The sequence below is a fragment of the Amycolatopsis sp. NBRC 101858 genome (assembly GCF_030269325.1).
GTDB lineage: Bacteria > Actinomycetota > Actinomycetes > Mycobacteriales > Pseudonocardiaceae > Amycolatopsis > Amycolatopsis ponsaeliensis.
Genome location: NZ_BSTD01000003.1, coordinates 781513 through 797755 on the forward strand (window position 1 = coordinate 781513; position 16243 = coordinate 797755).

Genomic DNA, 16243 nt, shown 5'->3' on the forward strand with positions numbered 1-16243 from the left:
CGATGCCGGGCTCCCCTTCGTTCACGGGCAGGTCAGAGTCGGCTCCGCGGTCGTCGAACCGGCCGATGTCAGCTGGGCGAGGCCGCGGCCGCCGAGGCCGAGGACCGCTTGTGTCGTGGCTCGCACGACCGTGTCGGCGTTGTAGCCGGTGGCGTCGTAGGCGATCGCGCCGCGGTTCGCGGCGACGCCCGCGCACCCGACCTGGAGGCCGGCGATGAACGTCTTCGCCTTCTGGGCCGCCGCGAGCCGCAGGCCGGCGCGGAACGCCTGGCCGGCCAGGCCGGTCGTGTTGGCGTTCGGTGCCACCGCGGGGTCACCGGTGCCGACCGAAATGCCGCCGCCTGCCCGCTGCTTGCTCGCCAGCCAGGTCAGGCCCTGCTGGGACTTGGCGATCCGGCCGGTCGCCTGCAGCGCCTGGGCCACCATCGCCGTCGAGTCGGTGTCGCTCACACACGGCGTCGCCCCGAAGTCCAGCGGGAAACCGCCGTCCGCACACTGCGTGCCGGCCAAGAAGTTCACCGCCGACGCCGGAGCGTGGCCCGGCGTCCGGTCGAGCGCGATGATCGCCAGCGACTGGGAGAACGCGTTGCTGAAGTCCCCGAACTGCGACTTGTCGGAGAACCGCCCGGACGGGGTCAGCAGCGCCCGCAGGCGTGTCGGCAGGTCGGTACCGCCGAACGACGCCGGGTTCAGGCCCCGCACCTCGGCGGCCAGCGCGGCCTTGGCGGTGGCGCCCGCGTAGGACTCGGTGACGCCGTCGCCGATGTAGCCGGCGAGGTTCGCGGCCACGTAGGTGGTTGCGCGACCCGCAGCGGGGTTCGCCACGCCGGCCGAGGCGAAGGCGAGGATGCCGTCGATGGTGAGGCCGGTGTCCGGATAAGCCACGCCGCCGAAGACGGTCACGAGGTGGTCGCCGTCGGCCAGCTGTCTGGCGAGCCAACCGGCGGCGACGTCGGCGCTCTGCTGGGCCGAAGTGGTCGCGGAGGCCGTCGCCGGGACGACGAGCGCGGCGGCGGTGACCGTGGCCAGCACGGCCGTGAGGTGGCGCAGTTTCACTGTTTCTGCCTTTCCATCGGGAGTTCGGCGAAGCTCGGTGCGACGCCGTAGGACGCTTTGCGCGACGCCCGGCGCAGCGTGGCGAGCACCGCCGGGCCGAGCACGAGGATCGCCGCGGTGTTGGTGATCGCGCGGCCGGTGTCCCACCCGGCTGTCGAGGTCAACAGGGTGAAGACGGCGAAGCGGTGCAGGTTCTCCCCCACCGGATCGCCGGGGACGTAGGAGATGTGACCGTGGTAGTACGGGACTTCGGCGCCGGTGATGAACGGCCAGAACCACAGGTTCATCAGGAAACCGAACAGGTAGGCCACCACGATCCCGTAGCCCACGAGCATCGCGATCTCGGCCTTGCCGGTCACGCGCCGCGGCAGCAGGCCCGCGCCCATCCCGATCCAGGCCGAGCACAGCATCTGGAACGGCAGCCACGGCCCGACCCCCGCGGTCAGCAAGGCGGAGGCGAACAACGACGTGCAGCCGAGCACGAACCCGAACCCGGCGCCGAAGACCCGTCCCGCGAGAACGAGCATGAAGAACACCGTCTCGATGCCCGCTGTCCCCGCCCCCAGCGGCCGCAGGGCCGCGTTCACCGCCGAGAGCACGCCCAGCATGGCGAGGGCCTTGGCGTCCATCCCGCCTTCGGAGAGCTCGGCGAGCACGATGACGATCAGGATCGGCAGGATGCCGAAGAAGATGAACGGCGCGTCCGGGCCGTGCTGCATGCTCTGCGGCTCGACGCGGACCAGCAACGGCCAGACGAACATCATCAGCCCGGCCAGCGACGCCAAGCCGAGCACCACCGCCGAGCGCGGCCCGACGCGCACCGCCTGGTCGGCGCGCCCCCACTGCCGGATCACGAGACGGCCGCCTCGACCTCGGCGACGGTCAGCCACCCGCCGCCGAGGATCTTGGCCACCTGCGTCGCGAACGCCGGGGACCCACCGAGCACGTCGGCGGTCGAGCCGTCGCTGACGATCTCGCCCTCGGCCATGACCACGACCCGGTCGGCGACCGTCGCGACGAACTCGACGTCGTGCGTGGCCACGACCACCGCCCGCCCCTCGGCGGCCATCGCGGCGATCATGTCCGCGAGCGCGGCCTTGGCCGAGTAGTCCAGGCCGCGGGTCGGTTCGTCGAGCAGCATGATCGAGGGCGACGCCGACAGCTGCACGGCCAGCACCAGCGCGAGCCGCTGCCCTTCGGACAGGTCGCGGGGATGTTTGCCGCCGTCGATGCCCGGCGCGAGGCGGTCGAGCAGCCCCCGGCACCAGCCCGGCTCCGCCCCGGATTCGGCGTCGGCCGCAGCGCACTCGGCCGTCACGGACTCGAGGTAGAGCAGGTCGCTCGCGGTCTGCGGGACGAGCCCGACGACCTTGCGCGCCTTCGCGCTCGGCAACTCCCCCGGATCGACCCCGGCAGCGCGGACCTTCCCACCCTGGCGCGGCCCCGAACCCTGCAGAGCCCACAGCAGCGAGGATTTCCCGGAGCCGTTGCGGCCCATCATCGCGACCACCCGGCCGGGATACAGGCCGAGGTCGAGACCGCGGACCGCGACCACCGGCCCGTACCGCACGACGACGCCGGAGGCGGTCAGCACCGGCTCCGCCGGCCGGGCGGGCACCGCGTTCGGCCGTCCGCCGAGGCGCTCACGCAACGGCCGGGCAACCCGGCGCGCGTCACGCACGGACATCGGCAACGGGTCCCACCCTGCGAATCGGCCCAGCCGGACGATCGGCGGTGCGATCGGCGTCGTCCGCAGGATCTCCGGCGGTGTCCCGTCGACTACGTTGCCGTCGCCGGGGACGTAGAGCATCCGGTCGGCGAACGGGATCACCCGTTCCATCCGGTGCTCGGCCAGCACCACGGTGGTGCCGAGGTCCTGCACCAGCCGGGCCAAGGTCGCGAGGACCTCCTCCGCCGCGATCGGGTCGAGCGCCGAGGTGGGCTCGTCGAGGACGAGGACTTTCGGGTGCATGGTCAGCACCGACCCGACCGCGACCCGTTGCTGCTGCCCGCCCGAGAGGGTCCTGAGTGGACGGCGGCGCAGCTCCGCGATCCCCAGCAGATCCAGGGTTTCCTCGACACGGCGGCGCATCACCTGCGGCGCCAGGCCGAGCTGCTCCATCCCGTACGCGAGCTCGTCTTCGACGACGTCGGTGACGAACCCGGCCAGCGGGTCCTGGCCGACCACGCCGACGAGGTGCGCGAACTCCCGTGGCGGCCGCTCCCGCGTCGTGACGCCGTCGACCGACACCGTGCCTTCGAGGTGACCGCCGGTGAAGTGCGGGACCAATCCGTTGAAGGTACCGAGCAGCGTCGACTTGCCCGACCCGGTCCGGCCCGCCACGAGCACCAGTTCACCCTCCCCGATCGTCAGCGTGACGTCGGCGAGGACAGGCTCGGGCTGCCCGTGGTACCAGAAGGAAACGCGGTCCAGCTCGATCATGCGGGAACTTTCTCGGGCTCGGGCACCGCTTCGGCCTCGAACGGCAGCGCGGGCGGCGGGGTGAGGAAGGCGGGCAGCACACCGACGAGCACGCCGACCAGGGGCAGCCAGGACAGCAGCGGCCAGGACAGCGTGCTCAGCGACGGGTTGAGGTTCGTCGGGTCCACACTGGACGTCGCGAACAAGACCACGGCCACTCCGATCCCGCTCAGCGCGGTGACGAATTCGGCCGGGTGCCAGCGGTCTGGCCGGTAGCGGCTGCGCCGGACGCGAGTCCCGGCGGTCCGGAACCCGATCAAGCCGAGAACCAGTCCCACCGCGAGAAACGGCGTCGCCAGGAACCGCGGCGTCGAGCCGTCGAGCGTCGCGTAGACCCCGACGCAGATGCCGATCAGTCCGGTGATCATCAGCGTTCCGGTGAGCAGCCGCGCACGGGCCTTCACCACACCGGCACGCCCGTAGCCACGGGAGTCCATTGAGGACGCCAGCTGCAACGACCGGTCGAGCGCGTCCTCCAGCACCGGGATGATCACCGCGTGCAGGGCCCGGAACCGACGCCCCTTCGCGCCGCCGCGCAGCTTGCGCGCGCGGTGCACCCGTTGGACGCTTTCGGCCAGCTGCGGGAACACCGACAGCGCGACGATCACCGCCGTCCCGATCTCGTACAGCGCCGGCGGCATCGCCTTGAGCAGCCGCTTCGGGTTCGCCAGCGCGTTGGCCGCGCCGAGGCACAGCACCATCGTCGCCAGCCTGAGCCCGTCGTAGAGCCCGCCCAGCACCGACTCGGCGGAGACGTCACCGAGCAGCCGGATCCCCGCCGCCCATGCCGGCAGCGGGATCTCCGGCAGATGCAGGATGATCGTCGATCCCTCTGCGCCGCCGAAGACGATCCGGAAGAACACCCGCACGCCGATGATCACCGCGGCGAGGTAGGCGTACATCCGGAACGCCATCGCCCACGGCGCGTCCGCCCGCCGCGCGATCACGACGTAGGAGAGCACCGCGCAGATCGTGAGCAGCAGCCACGGGTTCGTCGTCCGGCTCGCCGCGACCGCCAGCCCCAGCGCCCACCCCCACCACGCCATCGGATGCAGATCGCGGGGCAGGAAGTACGTCCCGGCCATCACCCTTCCCGCGCGCGCTTGCGTCGTCGCGCGGTGAACCACGCCGCGGCGGCCAGCAACACGACGGCGGCGCCGGCCACCCAAGGCGCGTAGTCGCTCGCCCCGGCCTGTTCTTTGATCGCCTGGTTGACGTCAGGTGCCTGCTCGCCGCCGGTGAACGCGACGTTCATCGCCGGATCGGGCGCCCCTTGCGCGCCGCCACCGGGCCGCGGCTTGGGCGGTGGCAAAGCGCGACTGCTCGCCGGATCCGCGTTCGGCGCACCCGGCGTGGCGGTCGATGCCTCCGCGGACGGCGCGGCAGTCGTGCCACCTGCCCTGCCGTTGCCGATGCTGCCGGGCTGCTTTTCGTTGACGTCGTTGGAGTTCGGCGGCGGTTCGGCCGCGGTGGTGCAGCCTTGACCGGCGGTGCCGGGCCGGACCGGGGCGATGCGCGGGACCGGGTTGCTGTCGGCGGTGGCGTTGAGCGAGAACGACCAGCCCTCGAACCCGCCCGGGGTGAAGTCGCGGTTCTTCACACCCCACTGGCTGTATTCCCACGCGCAGTTGTTCCCGGCGTGCCAGTACGACCAGTAGCCCGCCGCGGGTGGCGTGTCGACGCAGGTCTCTTTGTAGTGCTCGTTGCCCTTGACCGGGATCTCCTCCACGGCCGAGGGCCGGTTCTCGATCCGGCAGATGAACGCCTCGCCCCACCGCTGCACGCCGGCGATCTGGAAGCCGGCGTTCTTCAGCGCGTCCAGCCCGGTGCCGCGGCCGGTCTGCGGGTCGCAGCGCACGATCGTCGTGCCTCCGAGCTGCTGGAAGTCGATCACGACCGTGACGCCGATACCGTCCGCGCAGAAGCCGGGTTTGCCCTTGCTCTGGTCGATCGCGTGCGCGGGGCTCGCGGTGAGCGCGGCCGTCAGCACCGCGACGGCCGCGCTCGCGAGGATCCGCCTCATTGCACCGTCAAGGTCGCGGTCGAGTACACGGTGCCGCCCGTGCCGGTCGCCTTGATCGTGTAGGTGTAGGTGCCCTTGGCGGTCGGGGTGATGGTCTTCGTTCCGCCCGGGACGGCTAGCGAGCCCGTCCAGGATCCGCCCCCGGTGGCCGGGGACACCGACTGCGCGGTGAGGGTCGTGGAGTTGGTCGACGTCCAGGTCAGCGTGGTGCTCTGGCCCAGGGTGATCTTGCGGTCCAGGTCGTCGGCCGAGAGGCTCACGCTGGGGTTGGTGGCGTTGACCGCCGGGTTGCGCGGCGTCACCCGCGGCACCGGGTTCGTGCTGGCGGACCGGTTGAGCGAGAACGACCAGCCTTCGAAGCCGCCGGGAACGACGGTGCGGTTCAGGGCGCCGTAGCTGCTGTAGGTCCAGGTGCTGTCCGCGCCGGTGGCGTTCCAGTAGGACCAGTACGCACCCGCCGGCGGGGTCCGCACGCACGCTTCCTTGTAGGTCGGGTTGCCCGAGACCGGGATTGCCTCGGTCGCCGACGGCCGCCCCTCGAGCCGGCACACGAACCCGAGCCCCCACTGCGCGACGCCGGCGACGGCGATCCCCGCGTCCTGCAAGGCCTGGATGCCGTTGCGGTCGGTGCCGGGGGTGGCGTTCGGCGAGCAGCGGGTGATCGTCGGGGCGGCGGTGCCACCGTTGCCGTTCAGCTCCTGGAAGTCGATGACGACGGTGACGCCGGTGAGCGCGTCGTTGCCGGTGCAGATGCCGTTGTAGCCCTTGGTCGGGTCGACGGCCGACGCGGGCGTCGCCGAGGTGACGACGAGACCGGCCATGACGGCGAGCCCGGCCAGCAGTGAAGGAAGGCGTCTCATGGTGTTACCCCCTGGTGCGTTGTGTGCGGTTGACGAGGTGGCGCAGGCCCAGGGCCAGCGCGAAGACGAGGAGGAGCGCCGCTCCGGAGAAGCGGGTCGCCAGCCAGAACGCGGAAGTGCTCGTCTGCGCGATCGCCGGACCGTGCCCGGCAGCCGCGAGCGGCTGGTCGGTCAGCGGCAGGCGCGCGGCGGTGACGAGCGGCGAGCCGTCGGCGTCGAGCCAGGTCCGCCCGGCGATCCCCGGCGCCGACGCGATGCTGACGCCCGGGTCGCTCGGCCCGCCCGGCGATTTCGGCAGCCCACCGTCGGCCAGCACCCAGGCGCCGAGCGCCTGCGCGGTCTTGCTGGCGTCGAGGCCGGCCGCCTGGCGGCCCCCGGCGACGGCTGCGGTGAGCGTGGCGTCCGGCTGTCCGCCGGGGCCGGCGACCGTGCCGTCCACGTCGGTGCGCGCGGTCAGGGCCGCGGCGGCGGACTCGAGGGCGCGCCGGTGCTCAGGGGGCCAGCCGGCGCCGCGTGCTTCGGCGGCAGTACGCGGCTCGGCGTTCAACGCCTGGATCGCGACGGCGGTCGCGGCCAGGTCCCCGGTGGCGCACGGCGTCCCGGTGAAAGCGGCTGGGAAGAGCCCGTCCGCGCATTGATGGGTGATCAGCACGCCGATGGCCGCGGTCGGATCCGCCGCCGCGGTGGTCGCCAAGATCGCCCACGCGTGCCGCTGGAGGGATCGTGTTCCGTCGGCGAACTCGCCGGTGTCGGTGAACTCGCCGGACGGGGTGCGCAACACGTCGAGGTCCTGCGTCAGCTGCGCGGCGACCGGCCCACCGGGCTCGACAAACCGCGCGATGATCTGCAGCTTCGCCAGAGGTTCTGCGTAGGAGGCCGCACCCGCTTCGTAGGGCGCACCGTGGGCGTAGGCCTTGATCGACTCGGGGTTCAGAAGGAACCGTGAGGCGCGGGCCACGGCGTCCGGCTGCTGGCCCAGGGTGCGCAGGGCAAGCACCAGGTCGGCGGTCAGGTCGTAGTCGACGAACGTCTTGCCGTCCTGGCCGACCTCGACGTGGTCGCCGTCCACCAGCCGCCCGGCGAGGTAACCGCCGAGCCGGTCCGCCGGCGTCGGCCCGGCCACCTGCGCCGGCGCGGCGGCGGGCGCGATCACGGTGCCGCGCGGTGAACCGGGTCGGACCGCGGCGGTGCCGGCCTTCTTGCTGACCGGCGGGGTCACCGCAGGACTGCCCTTCACCGGCGGCTTTTCGCCGGGTGGTGACGGGAGGCAGCCGGGATCAGGCTGCTTCGCGACGGGGGCGTGTCCCAGGGTGAGGTCGTGGAACCCGACCTGGGACAGGCCGAGCGCGGCTTGGGCACTCGCACGGATCCAGGTGTCGAGTCCGCCGATGCCGTTGGTACGGGCGGATTGGTACTCGGCCGGGGTGTAGGCGATGGCCCCGAGCTGGCCGGCCAGGCGGTTGCCCGAGTCGGCCGCCGTCGCCTGGGCGGACTTGAGGAACGCTGTCCCCGAGGTCATCGCGGAATCCACGCATGCGGCGTCGGCGAGCGCCTGGAGGATCAGGCCGGTGCTGTTCGTGTTGGGCGCCTCGGTGCCGACCCCGCCGCCCCAGCCGCCGCTCGCGGTCTGGTGCGCCTTCAGCCATCGCACGGTCTTGGTGATGGGCGCGTCGAGGTTTGCCGCGCCGGCATCGCGGGCGGCCAGCATCGCCGAAAGGGCGAGCCCGGTGGTGTCGCCGTCCGGCGGCGCCTGGTCGAACGGCTTGCCCTCATCGCAAGTCGAGATCTTGTGGCCGTCCGGGGTGACCTGATCGCCGGTCTCGGTGGTGGGGACGAGCCCGAAGAAGATCCGGAAGTAGCCTTCCGAGCACTGCTGCTTCAGCATCGTGTCGATCGCGAGCCGGTCGGTGATGCCGACGCCGGCCAGCCCGATCACCGCCAGGGCCTGGCCGAACATGTTGGCGTTGTTGCTGACGAAGTCCTTGAAGTCCGGGTTCTTCGAGTAGTCGCTGACCCGGCCCTTGTCGACGCCCGAGCGCGCGATGGTGCCGAGGGTTTCGGCGACCATGTCGTGCCCGCCGAAGTCGCGCGGGTTTCGCCCAGCGATTTCCGCGGCGACCAGCACTTTCGCGGCCGCGCCGCCGGTGATGATCGCGTCATAGCCCTGGCCGGGGACGAGGCCGTCCCAGGTGTAGTAGTCGGTCGCGTGGTGGTCGAGGTACTCGACGATCGGCGCGGCCAGGGCGCCGTCCCCGGAGGCGAACATCGCGAACAGGGTGTCGATCATCAGGCCGTGGTCGGGCAGGTCGCCACCGAGCGGGTTCTGCAGGGTCCCCTCGGGCGAAAGCTGCGCGGCAAGCCACTGCGACGTGGGTTTCGACGCGGCCAGGTCACCCGCGAAAGCGGGGGTCGACAAGCCGATAGCGCCCACCAAGACAGCGGACACCAAAGCCGCGAGGCGCGTGCCGGCCACGTGGTCCTTCCTCTCCCCAGACGCCGGCACGCGCACGAGGGAGAGTCCGGCCCTGAGGACCGGGCGTCACTCACTGCTTACGCGACAGCGATTCGACAAAACCTGCCCGAGGAGGTAATCCGACTCGTCACCCAGAGGTGACCTACGGTTGCGCGACAGCGCCGGACTTCGACCGGCTTCCCCTGCCACGGGCAGAAATCATGAAGTTGTACTGGCCAAACGCAAGGACAGTAACACCCGGTCATCCGGACGGGAACGGCAAAACTCACGTCGACTTGACCTCTGGGGTGTCGTCTGGGGGAGCCGATCCGTTTCGGTGATCCGCCCCACAAGACACGACTCAGCCCGGCGATCCCATTTCCGGCTTCCCCGCCCCGACCGGGCACCGACTGCGCGGCACGCCCCGCCGGCGCGTGCGTCGGACAGCATGCACCGTCACCGGGCTCCGACCGACCGCAGCCCGGCATCTCCGGGACGAGTCGTACGCCCAGATCCAATACCGTCCTCACGGCCCAGGAGATGCCGCTTCCCGGGCGGGTCATGTCATGTGCGACCAGTTCGACGAACCTGAATCATCCCGAGTACGACGACCTCCGACGCGTGGTCAGACCTCCTGGCGGGCCTGCCCGAGATCGATGGCTGGACCATTACTGCCGGACTGCCTGATATCTACGAAATTGGCGCGATTTTCGTCGACTGCTTCGAGGTCGATGTGCCCCCGCTCGAAGGATTTAACCGCGTATCGGTACAGGCTCAACCGTGCCCGTCGTTGCGCCGCCCGCCAGCGACTCGACGAGCTGATGTCGGCCATCGACACCTTGCTGCCCGTTCTGCTCTCAGGTGTAGCCCATGACTCCTCGATGAAGCTGGAAGGCTCAAAACAGAGAAGATCAGGGCCGCCGTCGACGAGATTGCGCGGCTCTCGGGAAACACAGCCCAGCGCCAGGGACGCTGGAGTGACCTTCGCCGCCATCTACGTTTCAGCGAAGGCCACGATCAGGCCGCAGCCGGAAGCCTGACCGAGGCCGCCACGATCGCTCTTCCGTGGGACCGCCTTGATGACGGCGGTTTCGAGCGCCTTCGTCCAAGCCAAACACTGCGCTCCCGATCCGTTCGACCCACTGAAGTGTCGGACACCGTCGCCACGGTCAAGCGGTCTCATCATCGCCACCACCAGCCGCTTCACAGCCGATGCCGCGAGCTGGGCAGAGAAACACAACGAAACGGGAGCTTCACACCTCATCGAACTCTGGCCCGACAGCAGGCTGGAGACACTTCTCGCCCAGAAACCTCACATCGCCGCCAGCCACGGCCTTCGATGAACTGCCGAGTCCTCCACTGCTTTCAGCGCGAACTCGCCACCCGCCGATGTGATGGCGAATGCCTCAACGGACCCGATGGCGGAAGAACCACGTCGAGCTTGTCGAGGCCATCGCCTCCCAAATTGTCGACGTACGCGGTCCCGTGTCTGCAACTCGCGGTCATGAACTCCTTCGAGCCCCGATCCCCATCCCACGCGAGCCGCTCCGACTCCTCCTGCCAGTTCCGACGGTTCTCCAGCGTCCGTATCGGCTGGCCGTCGCGTTTGCCCACGTTGACAGGATCAGCTTCGTCACGCCGTACGAACTCGCGTGTGCCGGCTCCATCGGGCGACTCTCTGAATCTGACCCGTTCGCGGCGGGGACCTCGCCCCATGAACGACAGCTTGCCCGCTTAGGCCATACGCGGCACGTCCGGCGCCCCCCTCAGCGGCCGGAGAGCCGCAGGGTCATCGACCGAGCGCATCGCAACCGCGTCGCCAGCGGGACGCCGCGCACGAGGCCATGACACAGGTCCGCAGCACCCGCCCTGACGCACTGCCGCAGACCGGCGCCGATGGCCAACCCCATCTCCTTGGACGATCGTCAAGATAGACACTGATCGCCCCTGACCGCAGACGCAAAGAAGGCCCAGGTCTTTGACCTGGGCCTCTGCTCCCCCGCTTGGACTCGAACCAAGAACCCTCCGGTTAACAGCCGAATGCTCTGCCAGTTGAGCTACAGGGGAATGTTGCTCACTTCCGGTGCCGGTCTCTCCGACCGACGAGAAGAACTTTAGCCCATGCCCGCACACCCTCCGCACCCACCCCCCACTTGGCGCAACCGCCCCCTCGCGGCCGTTTTCCTGGACAATGGACAGTCGGACGACCGACCGATGGAAGGCGTGGACGCGGATGAAGAAGTTCCTGCTGGGGACGGCCCTGGGGTACGTGCTGGGCGCCAAGGCAGGCCGGGGGCGGTACGAGCAGCTCGTGCGCACCTACCGCCGGGTCGTCGACCATCCCATGGTCCAAGGTGCCGCCGGGGTTGCACGGGCCAAGATCAGCGAGAAGGTCAAACGGTAGCGACGACGAACACGCGGCGGAACTCGAACCACGTCGTGCCGTCAGGGCGGGCCGGGTAGGCCGCGGCCAGCCTCGGGGCCAGCTCGGTGCGGAACTGCTCCCACTCCGCGTCGGGCAGGGCCGCGCGGATCGGGCGCAGCGCCGTCCCCGTGATCCACTCCAGCACCGGTGCCGGCCCGCGCAGCGGCTGCACGTACGTCGTCTCCCAGGCGTCGACGCCGCAGCCCGTGTCGGCCAGGAGGTTCGCGTACTCGAGCGGGCTCGAGACCGCGTCGTCCTCGCGCAGGACCACCTCGGCCAGCCTCGAGGCCCACGCCGGGGACGCCGCCAGTTCCCTCGTCAGCGCGTGCGAGGGCGCGTTGAAGTTGCCCGGGACCTGAATCGCCAGGTACGCACCCGAAGGCAACGAAGAGGCCCAGCGGCGAAGCAAAGCGGAGTGGTCCGGCACCCACTGCAGGACGGCGTTCGACACCACGACGTCGGTGTCCGGCGCCGGCGTCCAGTCGCGGACGTCGAGCAGGGACGCGTCGAGGCCGCGGGCGCGCGCGGCCGTCACCATTTCGGGTGAACTATCGCCGCACTCCAGGGCCGCGCCGGGCCAGCGGTCCCGCAGGGAAACGGTCAGGTTCCCCGGGCCGCACCCGAGGTCGACCACCCGGCGCGGAGCGGACGCACCGATGCGCGAAACCAGGTCGTGGAACGGCCGGGCCCGCAGGTCGGCGTAGTCGAGGTACTTCTCCGGATCCCACACGGCGCCTCCAAACAGTACGCTTGTACTGAGTACGAGCGTACTGCTATTCGGCGGGGTTGACCAGCTTCGCGGCCGCCTGCTCGGCGATGGCCGCCACCAGCTCGGCGTCGGTGCCCGGGTCGGGCCGGACCTGCAGGACGCTGCCATCGCGGCCGGGCACCTTGCGCTGGACGAACCACGCTCCCCCGGACCCGATCTCCTGCCGGTGCCGCGACCGGATCGAGCCCTCGACGCGCTGGTAGGCCTCGCGCGGCACCTTGCCCGGCGCGGCCAGCCGGAAGCGCACCGGCGGCAGGTCGGCCAGCACGACCGCCGCGCCCGCCTCCCCCACTTCGGCCGTCTCGGTCAGCGTGAACACGCCGTCGGCCCAGGCCGCTTTACCGATCAGGTGCCAGCCGACGCGCCGCGCGCCTGCGCCGTCCGGGATCCACAGCCCGAGCTGCGTCACGACCAGGTGCCCGCCGCCCTCGACGGGAGCGCTGTCGATGACGTCTTCGCCGGGCGAAAGCGCTCCAGTGAAGTCCGCGGGTGTGCGGTCGCCGAGCAGCCGGCGCAGGAAGGACACGTCAGCCCCACGCGCCGGCGGCCGCCTGCTCGCCGAGCGACTTCTTGTACTGCTCCAGCGCGACGAGGTCGCCGAACAGCGCGCGGTAGTCGTCCGGCGCTTCGACCGGCGAGAGCCGCTGCAGCTTGCCCTTGATCTCCGCGATCTGCCGGCCGACGAGCCCCTCCTGCAGCCGGGCGAGGATCGAGGAAATGTACCGCGAGTCGACTTCGTCCTTGGCCTGCAACGGTTCCACGGCCAGCTCGGACAGCACGCGCCGGACCGTCCCTTCCGGACAGTGCGGGGCCGCCGCGTCCAGCAGCGCCGGGCCGGTCAGGCCCGAACCCGCGCCGCCCGCCTTGAGCACGGCCTCGTGCACCGCGACGTACACCGGGTGCGTGAACGCCTCCAGCGGCAGCGCGTCGTACTCCGGCCCGGCGATCGCCGGCTGCTGCAGCGCCGCCTTCAGCGCCTCGCGCTGGACGGCGAACCGCGGGTCCTTCGGGGCCGGGCGGGCGACGTCCTGCGAAGGCGCCGGAGTCTCGGGAGCACCGACCCGGGCCGGCTGCTTGAGGGGCGCGCCGCCGCGCCGGTCGGTCGCGCCCGCGCTGCCGCGGACCCGGTTGACCACCTGGGCGACGTCCTGCCAGCCGACCCACCAGGCGAGCTTCGACGCGTAGCCGTCGCGGGCCGCGCGGTCCTTGATCGACGCGACCATCGGCACGGTCTTCTGCAGCGCCGCGACCTGGCCGTCGACCGAGTCGAGGTCGTAGTTCTTGAGCGTGCTCCGGATGACGAACTCGAACAGCGGGGTCCGCCGCGCGACCAGGTCCTTCACCGCGCTGTCGCCCTTGGCCAGGCGCAGCTCGCACGGGTCCATGCCGTCCGGCGCGACCGCGATGTACGTCTGGCCGGCGAACGTCTGGTCGCCTTCGAAGGCCTTCAAAGCGGCCTTCTGACCCGCTTCGTCGCCGTCGAAGGTGAAGATCACTTCGCCGCGGAAGGCGTCGTCGTCCATCATCAGCCGGCGCAGCACCTTCATGTGGTCCTCGCCGAACGCCGTGCCCGACGACGCGACCGCGGTCGGGACACCCGCCGCGTGCATCGCCATCACGTCGGTGTAGCCCTCGACCACGACGACCTGGTGCTTCTTCGCGATCTCGCGCTTGGCCAGGTCGAGGCCGAACATGACCTGGGACTTCTTGTAGATCGGCGACTCGGCGGTGTTGAGGTACTTCGCCGAGATCCGGTCGTCGTCGAACAGCCGCCGCGCGCCGAAGCCGACGACCTCGTTGCCGACGTCGCGGATCGGCCAGACCAGGCGCCGGTGGAAGCGGTCCATCGGACCGCGCTGGCCCTCCTTGGACAGCCCCGCCGTCAGCAGCTCCTTGACCTCGAAGCCGCGCGTGAGCAGGTGCTTCGTGAGCTTGTCCCAGCCGCCGGGGGCGTAGCCGCAGCCGAACGTCTTCGCCGCGGAGGCGTCGAACCCGCGCTCGGACAGGAAGTCGCGCGCCGCGCGGGCCTCGTCGGTGGACAGCTGCTCGGCGTAGAACTCCTGGGCCGCGCGGTGCGCCTCGATCAGCCGGCTGCGGCTGCCGCGGTCACGCTGGATCGTCGCGCCGCCACCTTCGTAGGTGAGCCGGATGCCGACCCGGTCGGCCAGCCGCTCGACGGCCTCCACGAAGGTGATCAGGTCGATCTTCTGGATGAACTTGATCACGTCGCCGCCCTCGCCACAGCCGAAGCAGTGGAAGGTGCCGTGCGTCGGGCGGACGTTGAACGACGGGGTCTTCTCGTTGTGGAACGGGCAGAGGCCCTTCAGGCTGCCCCCACCGGCGCGGCGCAGCGCCACGTACTCCCCGACGACCTCGTCGATCCGGTTCCGCTCGCGCACCTCCGCGATGTCGCTCTCCCGAATCCGTCCTGCCACGTCATCCACTCTAGCCTCGCCGTTTGCGGCACACTCGGGGCATGGCCTCCACGCCCACCGCCCAGGACACCCTCGCCGCGGAGTTCGCCGCCCACCGCGGCCACCTGATCGGGGTCGCCTACCGGCTGACCGGCACGCGCGCCGACGCCGAGGACGCGGTCCAGGAGTCCTGGCTGCGCCTGGCCGGGCTCGACGACGCGGGCCGCGCGGCGATCCGCGACCTGCGGGGCTGGCTCACCACGGTCGTCGGCCGGATCTGCCTCGACCGGCTCAAGTCGGCCGCCGCCCAGCGCGAGCGGTACGTCGGCCAGTGGCTGCCGGAGCCGGTCGTCACGCCGTTCGGGCAGCCGGTGAGCGAGGACCCCCTCGACGTCGCGGTCCGCGACGACGGCCTGCGGATGGCCGCCTTGGTCGTGCTCGACAAGCTGACCCCCGAGCAGCGCGTCGCGTTCGTGCTGCACGACGCCTTCTCGGTGCCGTTCTCGGAGATCGCCGACGCGCTCGGCGTCTCGGTCGACGCCGCCCGCCAGTACGCGTCCCGGGGCCGCAAGGCGCTCGCCGACGCCGACCCGGCCCCGCGCGTCCCGCTCGACGACCAGGCGCGGATCCTCGAGAAGTTCGTCACCGCGCTGCAGCAGGGCGACATCCGGGCCATGACCGAGCTGCTGGCCCCGGACGTCGTGCTCATCGGCGATTCGAACGGCAAGGGCCGCACCACCCGCCAGCTCATCCTCGGCCCGGACAAGATCGCCCGGTTCTTCATCGGCCTCACGCGCAAGTACGCGCCCGGCATGGTCGAACGCGGCGCGCCGGTGCTGGTCAACGGCGACCTGGGGATGTACCTGCCGCCGATGCCGGGCCGCGAAGGCTTCCTCGCCCTCGACGAGCACGTGCAGTCGGTCAGCATCCGCGACGGCAGGATCGTGGCGATCTACGACGTGGTCAACCCGGACAAGCTGACCCGGATCACGCGTCCCGGCGCCGCGCCTGAGTGATCCCGGCCGCCAGCAGGAGCACGGCGATGGCGCCGAAGAAGGCCAGGGCCCAGCCCGGGCTCAGGGGTGAGTCCGAAAGGACGGTGGCGTTGCCGCCGTCCCGGCCGGCGTTGGCTTCCCCGCTCCCGCTGAGGAACTTCGTGACGGCGTTCAGCGGCATCCACCGGTGGATCGCCTGCCCCGCCCGCGGGATCAGCGTGACGACGTTCTCCGCCATGAGCGGATAGACGACGAGCAGCGCGACCGCACCGGCGGTGTACCGCACGAGCAGGCCCACGCCGACCCCGCAGACGGCGGCCAGTGCGAACACCGGACCGGTGCCGGCGACGATCCTCCAGTCCGCGACGCTGTCCAGCGCCAGGTCGGCGTCCGGGGCGAGCACTCGCGCCACCAGCCAGGCCGAGAACGCGGCGGCCTCGCCGACGGCGAAGGCGTACCCGGCGGCGACCACGGCCTTCGCGAGCAGCGCGGGCCACCGGCCGGGCACGCCCTGGAAGGTGCTGTGGATCGTGCCGGTGTGGTACTCGCTGGTCACCGCGAGTGCGCCCAGCAGCAGGACCGCGACCAGCCCGAGCTGGTAGCCGAACTGGGTGCTCGCGACGGTCGGCGGCAGCCGCGACTCGGTCGCCGTCAGGGCGGTGAGCGCGGCCGGGCCGGCCATCGCGACCATCGCGAAGCCACCGCACACCCAGGGCGTGGCGATGCTGAAGAGCTTGATCCGTTCACTGGCGACGAGGTGCATGCCC

The 16243-nt window shown here is 71.1% G+C and carries 14 protein-coding genes and 1 tRNA gene; 2 read left to right on the top strand and 13 right to left on the bottom strand.

Features of this window, described 5'->3' with window-relative positions:
* Positions 1-21 precede the first annotated feature (21 nt).
* The 9 genes from QSK39_RS26770 to QSK39_RS26810 all read right to left on the bottom strand — a co-directional run bounded on the left by QSK39_RS26770 (position 22) and on the right by QSK39_RS26810 (position 10940).
* Positions 22-1056 carry a prenyltransferase/squalene oxidase repeat-containing protein gene (locus QSK39_RS26770; protein ID WP_285480572.1) on the bottom strand — a complete coding sequence of 345 codons (1035 nt, stop codon included), beginning with the start codon at positions 1054-1056 and terminating at the stop codon, positions 22-24.
* Complete coding sequence (locus QSK39_RS26775) at positions 1053-1907, bottom strand: ECF transporter S component family protein (protein WP_285480917.1); 855 nt, start codon at positions 1905-1907, stop codon at positions 1053-1055. Before QSK39_RS26775 ends, QSK39_RS26770 begins: the two co-directional genes overlap by 4 nt.
* A complete protein-coding gene (locus QSK39_RS26780) occupies positions 1907-3499 on the bottom strand; it encodes an ABC transporter ATP-binding protein (protein ID WP_285480573.1) in 1593 nt (530 codons plus the stop codon). Before QSK39_RS26780 ends, QSK39_RS26775 begins: the two co-directional genes overlap by 1 nt.
* Positions 3496-4623, bottom strand: coding sequence for an energy-coupling factor transporter transmembrane component T (locus QSK39_RS26785; protein ID WP_285480574.1), 1128 nt, complete (start codon positions 4621-4623; stop codon positions 3496-3498). Before QSK39_RS26785 ends, QSK39_RS26780 begins: the two co-directional genes overlap by 4 nt.
* The gene (locus QSK39_RS26790) at positions 4623-5561 is read right to left on the bottom strand and encodes an ABC transporter substrate-binding protein (protein ID WP_285480575.1); all 939 of its coding nucleotides are present in this window, start codon (positions 5559-5561) and stop codon (positions 4623-4625) included. The genes QSK39_RS26785 and QSK39_RS26790 overlap by 1 nt, the downstream gene beginning before the upstream one ends.
* Entirely contained in the window at positions 5558-6421 is an 864-nt protein-coding gene (locus tag QSK39_RS26795) for an SCO2322-related protein (protein WP_285480576.1), read from the bottom strand. The genes QSK39_RS26790 and QSK39_RS26795 overlap by 4 nt, the downstream gene beginning before the upstream one ends.
* A gap of 4 nt (positions 6422-6425) precedes the next feature.
* Positions 6426-8894, bottom strand: a complete 2469-nt coding sequence (locus tag QSK39_RS26800; RefSeq protein ID WP_285480577.1) for a hypothetical protein — start codon at positions 8892-8894, stop codon at positions 6426-6428.
* A 604-nt stretch (positions 8895-9498) separates the two neighbouring features.
* Positions 9499-9867 (bottom strand): hypothetical protein, encoded by a 369-nt coding sequence (locus tag QSK39_RS26805; RefSeq protein ID WP_285480578.1) that lies wholly within the window; start codon positions 9865-9867, stop codon positions 9499-9501.
* A 1000-nt stretch (positions 9868-10867) separates the two neighbouring features.
* Positions 10868-10940, bottom strand: a tRNA-Asn gene (locus QSK39_RS26810).
* A 166-nt stretch (positions 10941-11106) separates the two neighbouring features.
* On the opposite strand from QSK39_RS26810, the gene QSK39_RS26815 reads away from it, so the two are divergent.
* The gene (locus QSK39_RS26815; RefSeq protein ID WP_285480579.1) at positions 11107-11277 is read left to right on the top strand and encodes a hypothetical protein; all 171 of its coding nucleotides are present in this window, start codon (positions 11107-11109) and stop codon (positions 11275-11277) included.
* Here the strand turns inward: QSK39_RS26815 and QSK39_RS26820 are convergent.
* The 3 genes from QSK39_RS26820 to dnaG are packed head-to-tail and all read right to left on the bottom strand — an operon-like array spanning position 11267 to position 14502.
* Entirely contained in the window at positions 11267-12028 is a 762-nt protein-coding gene (locus tag QSK39_RS26820; RefSeq protein WP_285480580.1) for a trans-aconitate 2-methyltransferase, read from the bottom strand. The genes QSK39_RS26815 and QSK39_RS26820 overlap by 11 nt on opposite strands.
* A gap of 43 nt (positions 12029-12071) precedes the next feature.
* The gene (locus tag QSK39_RS26825) at positions 12072-12593 is read right to left on the bottom strand and encodes a hypothetical protein (protein ID WP_285480581.1); all 522 of its coding nucleotides are present in this window, start codon (positions 12591-12593) and stop codon (positions 12072-12074) included.
* Between the two features lies 1 nt (position 12594).
* Positions 12595-14502, bottom strand: a complete 1908-nt coding sequence (gene dnaG / locus QSK39_RS26830; protein WP_502873310.1) for a DNA primase — start codon at positions 14500-14502, stop codon at positions 12595-12597.
* A gap of 41 nt (positions 14503-14543) precedes the next feature.
* Between dnaG and QSK39_RS26835 the strand changes: the two genes are divergently transcribed.
* On the top strand, positions 14544-15497 hold the full coding sequence (locus tag QSK39_RS26835; RefSeq protein WP_285480583.1) for a sigma-70 family RNA polymerase sigma factor: 954 nt from the start codon (positions 14544-14546) through the stop codon (positions 15495-15497).
* Here the strand turns inward: QSK39_RS26835 and QSK39_RS26840 are convergent.
* Entirely contained in the window at positions 15469-16239 is a 771-nt protein-coding gene (locus QSK39_RS26840; protein WP_285480584.1) for a hypothetical protein, read from the bottom strand. The two genes, QSK39_RS26835 and QSK39_RS26840, sit on opposite strands and share 29 nt — an antisense overlap.
* Positions 16240-16243: the final 4 nt, after the last annotated feature.